Origin of the sequence: Haloplanus sp. CK5-1, from assembly GCF_037201915.1 — an archaeon.
GTDB lineage: Archaea > Halobacteriota > Halobacteria > Halobacteriales > Haloferacaceae > Haloplanus > Haloplanus salilacus.
On record NZ_CP147505.1, the window covers coordinates 1363778 to 1376707 of the forward strand.

The window sequence follows — 12930 nt, forward strand, 5'->3', positions numbered from 1 at the left end:
CGATCGGTGGACTCACCCGAGATACACCGCCGTCGATTCCCCGTATTATCACACGCGAGATCCGCGACGCACAGGCGTGCCCGATCAGTCGTGACAGCAGCCGCCGGCTTCGCCGCCGAAGTCGACGGCGAGAGGATCGGAGATAGAGTGGTTGATCTCCTCGAGTTGGCGCTGGAGGGCGTCCTGTGCGTCGAGGAACTCCTCCATCACGGGCATCGAGTGGAGGTCGTTCTGTGCCCGCTGGAGCTCCTGAATCTGCTCCTGTGTGGCCTCGCCCACCTCGCGGGCGGCGACGAACTCGTCGCGGAGCCGCTCCACCTCCGCGATCCGCTCCTGTGCGTCGTCGTCGTCCTGCACGGCCGCCTGTGCCTCCTCGAACCGTTCGTGTGCCGGCGAGTTCGCGATGGCTTCGCCGAGTTTCCGACCGAGATCCTCCAGTTGCGGGGCACTCGTACTCATACCGATCGCTTGGGGTGCCGACCGCTTCAATTTGCCGACTCGGGCGGAGGTTTATGGCCGAGAGCGCCCAGACGGTTGGGTATGGAAACCGACGTCCGTCTCGGCGTCGACGTCGGCGGGACGTTCACCGACGTCGTCGTCGCCGACGGCGACGGTATCACGGTGCTGAAGGTCCCGTCGACGCCCGACTCCCCCGACCGGGGCGTCCTCGACGGGGTGGCCCAGGCGGGTGACGCGGGACTCGATCCCAACGCTGTCGACTTCTTCGCCCACGGGACGACTGTCGCGACGAACGCACTGCTCGAACGCGAGTGGGCCGAGACGGCGCTCGTCACGACCGAGGGGTTCCGCGACGCCGTCGCGATCGGGCGACAGACCAGGCCGGATCTGTACGATCTGCACGCCGGGAGTCCCCCGCCGATCGTCGACCGGGAACGTCGGTTCGAAGTGACGGAGCGTCTCGACCGCCGGGGGGAGGTGGTCGAACCGTTCGACGAGGACGACGCCAGGTCGGTCGCCCGAGCGATCGGCGAGAGCGACGCCGAGAGCGTCGCCGTCGCCTTCCTCTTCTCGTTCGAGGACGACACCCACGAGCGCCGGATGGCGGAGATACTCCGCGAGGAGGGAGTCGACTGTGACCTGTCGCTGTCCAGCGACGTGTTGCCGGAGATTCGGGAGTACGAGCGGACGCTGGTCACGGCGATCAACGCCGCGCTCAAGCCGGTGATGAACCGGTATCTCGGTCGGCTGGAGGAACACGTCGCCGACGTCGGCGTCCCCGCCTCGGTGACGGTGATGCAGTCCAACGGTGGCGTCGCGTCGGCGTCCGCCACTCGGGAGCGACCGGTGAACACGCTCCTCTCCGGCCCAGCGGCCGGGGTTCGGGGAGCGGCCCACGTCGCCGGCGCGGCGGGTTTCGACGACGCGTTGACGATGGACATGGGTGGCACCTCCTGTGACGTGTCGCTGGTCCGCGACGGTGACCCGGTCGTCACCACCGAGGGACGGGTGGGCGACTACCCGGTGACGGTGCCGATGGTCGACGTCCACACCATCGGCGCGGGTGGGGGATCGATCGCGTGGGTCGACGATGGGGGGAGCCTCCGTGTCGGTCCTCGGTCGGCGGGGGCCGATCCTGGGCCGGTCTGTTACGGTCGCGGCGGAACGGCTCCCACGGTGACCGACGCCCACCTGTTGCTCGGGCGGATCGACCCCGGGACGTTCTTCGAGGGGAGCGCGGACGAGGCGACGGTCCGCGAGGCGGTCCGGGAGTCGGTCGCCGACCCGCTGGGCCTGGACGTCGAGGCCGCCGCCCGCGGGGTCGTCGACGTGGCGAACGCCAACATGGAGCGTGCACTGCGGGTCGTCTCGGTCGAACGGGGCCACGACCCCCGCGGGTTCACGCTCGTCGCCTACGGCGGGGCGGGACCGCTCCACGCCGCCGAACTCGCGGCGGAACTCGACGTCCCCCGTGTGGTCGTCCCACACTCGGCCGGCGTCCTCTCCGCGCTCGGCCTCCTCATCAGCGACGCAGTCCACGAGGAGAGCGTCTCCACCGTCCGGCCGTGGCCGGGGATCGATCCGGCCGAACTGACCGCCCGGTTCGATCGACTCGAAGCCGATGCCGCCGAGCGCCTGAACTCTGAGGGCTTCCCGCCCGACCGCCGCCGGATCGAACGCGCCGTCGACCTCCGGTATCGCGGGCAGTCGTTCGACCTCCGCGTCGAGGTTCCCGAGGGACGTCTCGATCGGGGCGATCTGACGGCCGTCGCCGACCGGTTCCACGACCGCCACGAGCGTCGGTACGGGCACGCAACCCCGTCGGAACCGATCGAACTTGTCACCGTCCGACTCCGCGCACGCGGGCTCGTGGACCCGCCGTCGCTGTCGAGGGGCGACGGCGGGACGGCCGACCCCGACCCCCGGACGACCAGGCGGGCGACCGTCGGCGGGGAGACCCACGAGACGCCGGTCTACGATCGGCCGACGCTGGGGTCGGGGGCGACCTTCGACGGGCCGGCCGTCGTCGAGGGTGACGAGAGCACGGCCGTCGTCCCGCCTGACGCGGCCGCGACGGTCGACGACCTGGGCAACGTGGTGATCGAGCCGTGAGAGGTAGCGGGCTCGACCCAGTCACGCTCGAGGTGCTGCGCAACGCCTGTGTCGCCGTCGCCGAGGAGATGAACGCGACGCTCGTGCGGACGGGCTACTCGCCGAACATCACGGACCGACGGGACTGTTCGTGTGCGCTGTTCGACGTGGCGAGCGACGGCGAGGCGAGCGCGGAACTGGTGAGTCAGGCGGAGAACATCCCGGTCCACCTCGGCGCGATGCCTTACTCGGTGACGGCGGCAATAGAGGCGTTCCCCCCGTCGTCGCTGTCGCCCGGCGACGCGGTCCTCCTGAACGATCCGTTCCACGGCGGCGCACACTTGCCGGATATGACGCTCGTGACGCCGGTGTTCGTCGAGGGCGACCTCGTAGCCGTCGCGGCGAACCGCGCCCACCACGCCGACGTGGGCGGCGCTCTCGCGGGCAGCGTCGCGGCCGACTCGACGGACATCTACCAGGAGGGGCTCCGCGTCCCGCCGGTGAAACTCTACGACGGCGGCGACCCCGTCGAGGACGTGTTCGACCTGCTACTGACGAACGTGCGGACGCCGGAGGAGCGGCGGGGCGACTTCCGCGCCCAGCGGGCGGCCAACCGGACGGCCGTCGACCGGGTCCGCGAACTCGCGGAGCGACACGGCCTCGACACGCTCCGGGCGGCGACGACCGAGATCAAAGCGTACGCCGAGCGGCGGATGCGTGCCGAACTCGACGAGTTACCCGACATCACCGTCCGGTTCGAGGACCACCTCGACGACGACGGACTGAACCACGAGGACCTCCGGATCGCGGTCGCGGTGACGGTCGACGGCGACGACGTCGTCGTCGACTTCGAGGGGACGAGCGACGGGGTGGCGGGGCCGATCAACGCGCCACTCGCGGTGACCGCCTCGGCGACGTACTACGCGGTACGGTGTGTGACCGATCCGGACGTGCCGCCGAACGCGGGGACGTACCGGCCGGTCGAGATCCGAGCACCGGCGGGATCGATCGTGAACGCCCGACCGCCCTCGGCCGTCGTCGGCGGGAATCTGGAGGTGTCCCAGCGGGTAGTCGACGCGCTGCTCGGCGCGTTCGGCACGGAGGCGCCGGAGCGGTCGGTGGCCGCCGGTCAGGGGACGATGAACAGCGTCACCTTCGGCGGCACCGACAGCGAGGGTGATCCGTTCGCCTTCTACGAGACCGTCGGCGGCGGGTCCGGTGGACGGGCCGGCGCGGACGGGCTGGACGGCGTCCACGTCCACATGAGCAACACGCGAAACACGCCGGCCGAGCTGCTGGAGACGGCCTACCCGCTCCGGGTTCGCCGCTACGAGTATCGCGCGGATTCGGGCGGTGCTGGCGAGTTCCGCGGTGGTCTGGGGATCAGGCGGGACATCGAGGCGCTGACCGACGGCGTGGCGTTCAGTCTGCTCGCGGACCGACGCCGACACCGGCCGTACGGCATCGCCGGTGGCGGCCCCGGAAGCGCCGGCTCGGACCGACTGGTACGGGTAGACGGCGACGAGACCGGGATAGCGGGCAAGTCGACACACGACCTCGACGCGGGCGACGTGGTGAGCGTCCGCACGCCGGGCGGCGGCGGGTTCGGCGACCCGGCCGACCGGGAGACGGAGGCCGTGCGTCGGGACTTGCGTCTCGGGACGCTGTCGGCGGCAGTCGCCCGCGACACGTACGGGTACGACACCGATCCGGACGATCAGTAGGGGAAGGCCGTCCACTCGGCGTCGACCTCGGGCAGTCCTCGAATCCGGAGCTCACGGTCGCCGTCGACTTCTCGGAGTTCGACGACGGCGTCGAAGATGGAGGTGACGACGTTCACGAACCGATCCTCGTGGGTCGTCGGGTCGATGCTGTAGACACCGAGGTAGCCGGCGGCGCTCGCCCGCCGGGAGAGGACGTGCAGAAACGAGAAGGCGCGTTCGGAGTCGACGTACTGGAGGAGCGTCGAGATGGAGACGAAGCCCAGTCGGAGGCGGTCGGGTGTCCCCAGCTCGTCGACCACCTCGGTGGAGCCGACGCCCATGCCGGTGAGATCGGCCGGTGAGGAGACGCGGTTGACGACGGGGTCGTCGTCATCGCCCGGTGCGCCAGAGGCATCGACGATGCGGAACGCGTCCGAATCGACCGGGATACCGCGATCCCCGAGGTCGGCGCGGATGCGCGTCGCCGGATCGTCGGTGGTGATCATGACGACGGGGTCGACGTCGCCGATCCCGGGCGCGAGGTGGTCGAACACCAGTTGCCGTTTGCCCGACATCGCTGGCCCGGAGATCAACAGGTTCGTGCCGACGTCGAGACCGTCGACGTCGACCGGTAGCGACTCGGGGAGCGGATACCGGTCGGTTCTGGTGTCGTGTTCAGCCATCGGAGTGAGCCTCCGTGTCCGTGGACGGCAGGGTATCGATCGAACGGAGCGGCGGGGAGATCCTCGGGTCGTCGGTCGGTCGTGTGGGTGCCGCGAGGGTCGCTCCCGACGAAGCCACGCACCGTTCGAGGTCGGCGACCGTGCTACCGTCGTTGGCGTCGCGGACCGACAGCGACCCCTCGTCGTCGCGCCCCGTTCGAGGGGTGGACGCGTCACTATGGTAGCCGCGGTGGGGGCCCATCACACCGCCGTCGTCACCGACGAGGGGACCGGTCGGGGTCATGCGCGACACGTCCATCTAGTTCCACGTTGGTGACAATTAAATGCTCCTGTCGGTGATCGACGGCTTCGGCTCCCACTCCGTGTCCCCGGTGTGGTCGGTCACCCGAGTTCCTCGTGGACGAGGTCGGCCGCGCGGGTGACCGCCCCCACGGAGGAGAGGTGTCCGGCGCCGACGGTGGCTTTCATCGCTCGGGCGGGCGCGCCGGTGAACACCTTCGGTCCGACGGTGGCGACGGCGTCGTCGCCGACGGAGACGACCCATCCGGGGGCGTCGAATCGGAACGGATCGAGGCGGGGCGAGAAGTCGCCGGCCTCCGGGTCGTCGCGGACGAGGCGGTCAATGTTCGTCGCGACGGTGCCCGCCTCCCGGATGGCGGCCGCGGCGCTCGCGGGGACGGCCTCGCCGTCGGCGTCGACGACGCGTGCGGCGTCGCCGAGGGCGAAGGTGTGGTCGTCGAGGCGGAGGTCCCCCCGTACGACCCGTCGGTCGCCGCCGAGGGCGGCCGGCCCGCGGATGCCGCCGGTCCAGACGAACGTGTCGTAGGGGACGGTTCCGTCGGCGAGTTCGACCGCGTCGGGGGTCGCACCGGTGACCCGGGCGTCGGTGTGGACCGCGACGCCCGCGGCGTCGAGTGCGTCGCGAACGGCCGTCCGGAACGACTCGGGGAAGGCGGGTGCGACCGTCGACTCCCGTTCGAGGAGGGTCACGGAGACGTCGGCGTCGCGTTCCTCCGCGAGGGCGGCGAGTTCGCCGGCCACCTGAATACCGGAGAGGCCACCGCCGCCGACGGTCGCCCGGCCGTCCGCGTCGCAGGCGTCGAGGAACGACTCGCGGATCCGGTGGGCGTGGTCGAGGCGTTTCAGCGGGAGGCCGTGGTCCTCGACGCCCGGAAGGTCGTAGAAGGCGGTGTCGGCGCCGAGGCAGACGGCCGCGTAGTCGTAGTTGAGGGAGCCGTCGTCGAGGTGAACACACCGCGCCTCGCGGTCGAGGCGGTCGACGCGTGCCGTGCGGACCGTCGCACGGTCGAGGACGTCCGTGAGTGGGACGGTGATAGCGTTGGCCACCGCCGGACGGCGCACGACACGGTGGAGTTCGTGTTGGACGAGGTGAGTGTCGGACTCGTCGACGACGACGAGGTCGACCGCGGCGGGGAGGTGCGATTCGAGGCGACGGGCGAGGGTTAGACCGGCGTATCCGGCTCCGAGAACGACGACGCGCATACCGGAAGTTGGGCCGTACGGTTAAGAAGACGGCGACGTGGAGGGCGTGAAGATATCACTGAAAGGTGGACTCGAGTTCCGGTCAGAAAATATAACTGTGACCGAGATGTTAACGAGACAGATGTGCCGGCAACCGATTTCGCCCAGCTAGTCAAAAGCCTGACTGGACTGGAGGAGACCCGACTAGCCACCGCCATCCACACCCTGAACCAGTACCACGAAGAGCGTGCGGAGAAAGAAGCCGTAGACCGCCGACTGTTCCAGGCGGCAGAAGAAATCCTCACCGACGTGGTCGAAATCAAAGATCACCTCAAAGCCCTCCAAACAGGTACCCTGAGAGAAACGCGGAGCAAGCGGGAGATGAGAGAGATACGAGTGGAGATAGACCGGATAATTACCGATCTCATCGAGTTTCGGACTCCCGTTCGGGAGGAGAAAGACGACCTCGAGGACTCGGACGTGTACCTGCGGAAACTGGAGGACGTCGAAACGTCGACAGAAGCAACGGTGGAGTATCTACGGAACCAAGTGGACCGGATCAACAGCGAAGTCAGATCCTGACGGAGCCGATATTTATACGTACGGGCACCGTCACGGTCGAACGAATGGGTGTCGAAGGGTTCGTCTGCTGGGCGGCACGGTCGGTCGACGATCCGACGGAGTTGCGGCACATCGTCGACGCACAACTGCCGTCGCACGAGGAGGCCGTAGCCGAGACGGAGCGGGCGGGGTTGCTGGACGGCGCGACCCTGCGGCCGAGGGGCCTCGCGGCGGCCCACGGGTTCGCCGAGGACGGCGGCCTGCCGATGTCCGGCGCGACGGACGCCATCGGGGATTTCAGCGACATCCTCGACGGACTGCGGTCGGCCGAGCGCCGGCGGGAGACGTTCGTCGTCGACGCGGTGCCCGAGGGGTTCGAACCGACGGAGCCGACTGCCAACCAGTACGACAGGAACTACCACACGGTCAACGTCGCCCGGACCTACCCGTCGGGCGCGTCGGTGGAACTCAACTACCGGTCGCGCGACCCGAGTCACCCCGGCGAGTCGCGGCCGCGGGAGTCGAGTGCGATCCTGTGGCTCCGGGGCTACGTGTCCCGCACCCACGAGTATCGGGCGTCGTGGACGGAGCGCTAGAACAGCGCGTCGGACTCGGGGCGCACCTCGGCCGGGCCGCCGACCTCCCAGACTCGCGTCTCGACGCCGCAGTCAGCGACCGCGGACTCGACTCGGTCGACGTGCTCTTCGAGTGTGTTGACGTAGACGCTCGCACCCGTATCCGTCGAGAAGAAGACGGGAACACCCTCGTCGCGGAGGGCGCGCACGGCGTTGAAGATGGCGATGGTTCGGGGCTGCCAGTACACCCACCCCGCCGGACCGGTCATCGTCGTGGCCGCGAGCGAGAGGGAGTCGTGTTCCGCGAGTTCGAAGACCCGATCGAAGTCGGCGACGCGGAGGGCGTCGCGCATCTCCGCGATCTGGCCGTGGATGTGGGCCATCCGCGCCTGAAACATGTGGCTGTCCGCGGCCTCCTCGTGGGCCTGTTCGGTCTCCTTGTACGACGGGACGAGGCCGGCGACGATCCGCAGGTCGTCCTCGAGGTCGGTCTCGATCCGCTCGGACCGGCAGTCGGCGTCGTTGAGGCCGGCCCGCAGGTGCGAGAACGCGCCCGTGACGGCTCGCGCCGCGGAGGCGGAGCCACGCCGTGCGACGGTCGATATCTCGGGGAGGGAGAGGTCGAGGTCGGCCGCGGCACACAGCGCGGTCGCGGCGGCCGCGAAGCCCGACGAGGAGGAGCCGAAGCCGACGTTCGACTGGAAGGAGTTCTCGCTCTCCAAGCGGACGCCGGTCTCGATCCCAGCCCGATCGCGGACGTGGTCGACGACGGCGTCGATTCGCTCCGCTCCGCGGCCGTCGACACGGTCGCCGTCGACGACGTAGACGTCCTCGTCGCCGCCGAACTCGACGGTGGTGATCGTCCGACTCGGCGCGGTGCAGACGCTGATGCTGTCGTGGTACGGCAGTCGGAGGTCGGGATCGCGCATCCCGTGGTACTTCACCAGCCCTTCGATCGGGTGGGCCGTCGCGGTCGCCTTCATGTCTCAAGGAGCGTCGGACGCGGGGATAAACGTCCCGAAACGGGCGGCCCGCTCGTTCCGCCGACCGCAACCCTTAGACGGCGACCGACCGGACGGGACGACATGTCACACGAACTCGGCGAGAGCGACTGGGGCGACTGGCTCCCGGCGGCCGTCGCGGACGCCGACCCCGACACCGTCGCGCTCTGGTATCTGGGCTGTAACGGATTCGTCATCAAGGGGAGTGGCGGAACGACGCTGTTCGTCGATCCCTACTGCGGCACGGGCGATCCGCCACGGACGGTGCGGATGATCCCCGTCCCGTTCGATCCGAGCGACGTCGAGGACGCGGATGCGGTCCTCGCGACCCACGAACACTCGGATCACGTCCACGGGCCGACGCAGGCTCCCATCCTCGCCTCGACCGGCGCGGACTACTACGCCCCCGACGCCAGCATGGCGGTCGTCGAACGGGAGGCGTGGACCGACGAGTGGGGTGTCGTCGCCGACCAGTTCACGACCGTCGCCGAGGGCGACCGGTTCGAAGTGGGGGAGTTCACGGTCCACGTCGTCCCGGTGAACGACCCCGACGCGGACCATCCTGTCGGCTACGTGATCGACCACCCCGACGGCACCGTGTTCCACGGCGGCGACACCCGGCACGCCGACTCCTTCTCCGACCTCGCCGCCCGGTTCGACATCGACCTCGGCGTCTTGGCCTTCGGCTCCGCCGGCCGCATTCCCGACAAGGAGACGGGCGATCCGACCCGGACGCAGTGGTACGCCGACGAGAACGGCGTGATCCGCGCGGCCGAGGCGCTCGAACTCGACCGCTTGCTACCCAGCCACTGGGACGTGTGGAAGGGACTCACCGCCGACCCGACCGTCCTCCACCACCACGCCCGGAGCTTCGACGCCCCCGAGCGACTGGATATCGTCGAGATCGGCGACCGGGTCGACCTGTAACCCTCCCGACCCGCCGGTTGTTTTATGCTACTACTGGGAACAGTATGCGCCATGGCCGACCCAGAGTCCGACCCCTCGGTGTCCGTCTCGACGGGGGAGGTGCGCGTGGGGAAGGCGTTCGAGGCCGACCGTTTCCCGGTTCCGGCTATCGCCTTCGAGATCGAATCGCTCGCCGAGGATCCCGTCCGGATCCGCCTCGTGGACCACATCCCGGAGTCGTTCCCGATGGAAGGCGTCGGTTTCCACCCCGACTACGACAGCGACAACTGGACCGCCTACCGCGACCACCGCGTCGCGTACGAGCGAACGCTCGACCCAGGAGAGTCCGTCCTCACGGTGTACGGCATCCGCATCGACGACCCATCCGAGGCCGAGGCGTTCCTCGACGAGCCGACGATCGAACTCGTCGAGACCGACGCCGACCTCGACACCGGCGACGTGCTCGGTCGGGAGACGACACAAGTCGTCCGCGACGCCCTCTCCGGCGAGGGGGACGACGGACTGTCCGACTTCGACTCCGGATCGTTGCTCGGCGACCCCGGCGAGACGATCGACGACGCCGACGGTCGGGTGAACGGTGCGACCGAGGCCGACGACAGCCCGGAACCCCGCGACCCGATGGAGGGCGAGGACGCCGAGACCGAAGACGAAGTGGAGTCGGAAGAGGAGGCACCGGGCGAGGAAGTGGAGTCGGAAGAGGAGGCACCGGACGAGGAAGTGGAGTCGGAAGAGGAGGCACCGGGCGAGGAAGTGGAGTCGGAAGAGGAGGCACCGGACGAGGAAGGGGAAGACGAAGCGCCAGCGTCGGTCCACGCCTCGGCCGCAGCCGGGGCGCTCGACCCCCGCGACCGCTCCGTTGGGGCCGACGGGTCGGTCGGTAGCGACGCCGCCGAGACCGACACCGAGAGCACGAGCGACGAGACGGTCGAATCGACGCCGTCCGCCACGACGACCGAGTCCGTCGCGGCCACGCTCGCCGCCGAGATACGTGCTGGACACGTCGACGACGACGACCTCGCGGTCCTCCGAGAGGCGATCGACGACGCGTCGCCGACCAGCGTCGACGCCCGGATCGGCCGCCTCCAGTCGGAGGTCGAGGACCTGCTGGCTTACCGCGACGCCCTCGCCGGGTTCCTCGACGAGAACGGCACCGCCGAAGAAGCTCTCGACGAGGTGACCGCGGAACTGAGCGACCTCTCCGACCGTGTCGACGACCTCGCAGACTCGCTGTCGGCGGCCGAGGTCGACCGAGCCGACCTCGACGACGAGGTGGCCGCCCTCACCGACGACGTCGCGACCGTCTCCGATCGGATCGACGAGTTCGACGACGACCTCGGTGATCTCGGCGAGACGGTCGATCGTCTCGACGACCGCGTCGACGCGCTCGAGGGGTTCGAGGACGACATCGAGACGCTCCGATCGGAGATCGACGACCTTCAGACGTTCCGCGACCGCCTCGGCGACGCCTTCGGGACCGGTCAGGGGTGACGCCTCCGAAGCGCAATCGGTAAAGCCCGCCCTCCCGTCGATCCGACAATGACCGAGACGGTCCGTGTCGCCGTCCCTCGGAAGGGACGCCCGCTGGAGGCGGTTCTCGAACGCTTCGCCGCCGTCGCGGACGTCGACGACCTCGCGGACGACATCTCCTCGACGCTCCGGTACGAGAAGGCGATCACCAAAGGCGAAGCGAGCCCCGACGGCGACGTCTACGAGCGGCTCGCGGCGTACAGCGGCCTCTCGGACCCGACCAATCCGGAGTACACCCTCCTGCGGGACGACCGCGAGGGCATGCCCCGGCGCATCGTCTTCGACAGCGTGACCGTCGTGGTAGACGGCGTCACGATCGAACTCGTCGGTCGGGAGGAGCCGTTTCGTGCGCTGCGCACCCACGAGTTCGGCCTCGGGTTCGACAGCGCCGACCTGGTGTTGGAGGAGGTGGTCACGCTGGGTGAGGAAGGCCTCGAATCGCTCGCCGACGTGAACGCCCGGATCGACCCCCGCGACACCGACGTCCGGATCGTGAGTGGCCTCGGGGACACGGTGTATCACACGCTCCTCGCGACGCCGGAGGTCGTGCCTCCGGGGACCGACCTCGACCGGGCGTTCGTCGCCGACTACGCCGGGCCACTCTGCATCTCGCCGCGGTACGAACGCCTCGTCGAGGCCGTCCTCGGCACGCGAGCGCTCGCCGACGTGACGTTCACCTACCCGGAACCGGGGATCGAGGAGGAGGCCGCGATCGCCGACGTCGGCCTCGGCGTCTACCTCACGATGACCGGATCGACCGCGCGCGAACACGGACTCGTCGTCGGCGAGAACCTCTTCCCGAGCGAGACGGTCCTGATGGAGAACGCCGCGGAGACGGAGTCGGCGGCGGAGCGACTCCGGGCCGAACTGGTGGGGGCGGACCTAGAGACGGCGATCCGTCCCTAGGCGGCGCTTCGCGCCGCGTCGGGGTCGGTGCCGGCCTCGAGCAACTCGGTGTACCGGTTACGGACGGTAACCTCGGAGACGTCGCTCACCGAGCACACTTCTTTCTGGGTTACCTTCTCGCCTTCGAGGATCGAGGCCGCGTAGAGCGCCGCCGCCGCGAGTCCGACTGGACTCTTACCGCTGTGGACGCCGTTCTCCATCCCCTCCTCGAGGAGCGACCGCGCGCGGGATTTCGTCTCCCCGTCGAGGTCGAGGTCGGAGGCGAAGCGCGGCAGGTACTCCAGCGGGTTGGCGGGTTCGATCGCCAACCCGAGTTCGCGGACGATGTAGCGGTAGGCCCGCGAGAACTCCTTGCGCTCGACCCGGCTGACGGGTTCGAACTCGTCGAGGCTTCGTGGGATCGAGGCCTGTCTGGCGGCGGCGTACAGCGACGCGGTCGCCATCGCCTCGATCGATCGGCCGCGCAGGAGGTCGTCCTCCAGGGCCTTCCGGTAGACGACGCTCGCCGTCTCGCGGACGTTCTCGGGGAGCCCAAGCGCCGACGACATCCGATCGATTTCGCCGAGGGCCTGCTTCAGGTTGCGCTCTTGTGCGTTCTTCGAGCGGAACCGCTCGTCCCACGTCCGGAGTCGCTGGAGTTTGCGGCGCTTGCTCCCGTCGATGGTCCGCCCCTTGGCGTCGCGGTCCTGCCAGTCGATGACCGACGACAACCCGTCGTCGTGCAGGAGTTTCGTCGTCGGCGCGCCGACGCGGCTCTTCTCCGCGCGCTCGCTGGAGTCGAAGGCACGCCACTCGGGACCGTGGTCGATCTCGTCGGCCTCGACGACGAGGCCACACGCCTCACACACGGTCTCGCCGTGTGACTCGTCCGTGACCAGTGTGGCGTCGCACTCCGGACAGGCGTGGTCGACACCTCCGGCTTCCTCCCGGTTCTCGGTCGTCGTGTGCTGTTCCCCACCGGCCTCTCGGAGGGTTCGGGGCTGCTGGCTCATGATTGTGTGTCGGGCGCGTGGCC

General features: G+C 69.3%; 13 protein-coding genes. 7 read left to right on the top strand and 6 right to left on the bottom strand.

Annotated features, from left to right (window positions below; translation table 11 throughout):
- Positions 1-84: 84 nt before the first annotated feature.
- Positions 85-459, bottom strand: coding sequence for a YlbF family regulator (locus NBT81_RS07250; RefSeq protein WP_338742138.1), 375 nt, complete (start codon positions 457-459; stop codon positions 85-87).
- An 81-nt stretch (positions 460-540) separates the two neighbouring features.
- Here NBT81_RS07250 and NBT81_RS07255 point away from each other — a divergent pair, with 81 nt between their 5' ends.
- Both NBT81_RS07255 and NBT81_RS07260 read left to right on the top strand, forming a co-directional pair.
- A complete protein-coding gene (locus tag NBT81_RS07255; protein WP_338742140.1) occupies positions 541-2571 on the top strand; it encodes a hydantoinase/oxoprolinase family protein in 2031 nt (676 codons plus the stop codon).
- A 68-nt stretch (positions 2572-2639) separates the two neighbouring features.
- Positions 2640-4274: a hydantoinase B/oxoprolinase family protein gene (locus tag NBT81_RS07260; protein ID WP_425498776.1), complete on the top strand. Its 1635-nt coding sequence runs from the start codon at positions 2640-2642 to the stop codon at positions 4272-4274.
- Here NBT81_RS07260 and NBT81_RS07265 read toward each other — a convergent pair.
- From NBT81_RS07265 to NBT81_RS07275, 3 genes are all read right to left on the bottom strand, one after another.
- Complete coding sequence (locus NBT81_RS07265) at positions 4268-4936, bottom strand: RAD55 family ATPase (protein ID WP_338742144.1); 669 nt, start codon at positions 4934-4936, stop codon at positions 4268-4270. The two genes, NBT81_RS07260 and NBT81_RS07265, sit on opposite strands and share 7 nt — an antisense overlap.
- The gene (locus tag NBT81_RS07270) at positions 4929-5234 is read right to left on the bottom strand and encodes a hypothetical protein (RefSeq protein ID WP_338742145.1); all 306 of its coding nucleotides are present in this window, start codon (positions 5232-5234) and stop codon (positions 4929-4931) included. Before NBT81_RS07270 ends, NBT81_RS07265 begins: the two co-directional genes overlap by 8 nt.
- Before the next feature lie 83 nt (positions 5235-5317).
- Positions 5318-6439: an NAD(P)/FAD-dependent oxidoreductase gene (locus tag NBT81_RS07275; protein ID WP_338742146.1), complete on the bottom strand. Its 1122-nt coding sequence runs from the start codon at positions 6437-6439 to the stop codon at positions 5318-5320.
- Between the two features lie 123 nt (positions 6440-6562).
- Between NBT81_RS07275 and NBT81_RS07280 the strand changes: the two genes are divergently transcribed.
- Positions 6563-7000: a hypothetical protein gene (locus NBT81_RS07280; protein WP_338742147.1), complete on the top strand. Its 438-nt coding sequence runs from the start codon at positions 6563-6565 to the stop codon at positions 6998-7000.
- A 44-nt stretch (positions 7001-7044) separates the two neighbouring features.
- Positions 7045-7575: a hypothetical protein gene (locus tag NBT81_RS07285; protein WP_338742149.1), complete on the top strand. Its 531-nt coding sequence runs from the start codon at positions 7045-7047 to the stop codon at positions 7573-7575.
- On the opposite strand, the gene mvaD is transcribed toward NBT81_RS07285, so the two are convergent.
- Positions 7572-8537 (bottom strand): phosphomevalonate decarboxylase MvaD, encoded by a 966-nt coding sequence (mvaD, locus tag NBT81_RS07290; protein ID WP_338742150.1) that lies wholly within the window; start codon positions 8535-8537, stop codon positions 7572-7574. The two genes, NBT81_RS07285 and mvaD, sit on opposite strands and share 4 nt — an antisense overlap.
- Before the next feature lie 102 nt (positions 8538-8639).
- Between mvaD and NBT81_RS07295 the strand changes: the two genes are divergently transcribed.
- The 3 genes from NBT81_RS07295 to NBT81_RS07305 are packed head-to-tail and all read left to right on the top strand — an operon-like array spanning position 8640 to position 11915.
- Positions 8640-9482 carry an MBL fold metallo-hydrolase gene (locus NBT81_RS07295; RefSeq protein ID WP_338742151.1) on the top strand — a complete coding sequence of 281 codons (843 nt, stop codon included), beginning with the start codon at positions 8640-8642 and terminating at the stop codon, positions 9480-9482.
- A 51-nt stretch (positions 9483-9533) separates the two neighbouring features.
- Positions 9534-10970 (top strand): hypothetical protein, encoded by a 1437-nt coding sequence (locus NBT81_RS07300; RefSeq protein ID WP_338742152.1) that lies wholly within the window; start codon positions 9534-9536, stop codon positions 10968-10970.
- A 48-nt stretch (positions 10971-11018) separates the two neighbouring features.
- Positions 11019-11915, top strand: a complete 897-nt coding sequence (locus NBT81_RS07305; RefSeq protein WP_338742153.1) for a hypothetical protein — start codon at positions 11019-11021, stop codon at positions 11913-11915.
- Here the strand turns inward: NBT81_RS07305 and NBT81_RS07310 are convergent.
- A complete protein-coding gene (locus NBT81_RS07310; protein ID WP_338742154.1) occupies positions 11912-12907 on the bottom strand; it encodes a transcription initiation factor IIB in 996 nt (331 codons plus the stop codon). The two genes, NBT81_RS07305 and NBT81_RS07310, sit on opposite strands and share 4 nt — an antisense overlap.
- Between the last annotated feature and the right edge of the window lie 23 nt (positions 12908-12930).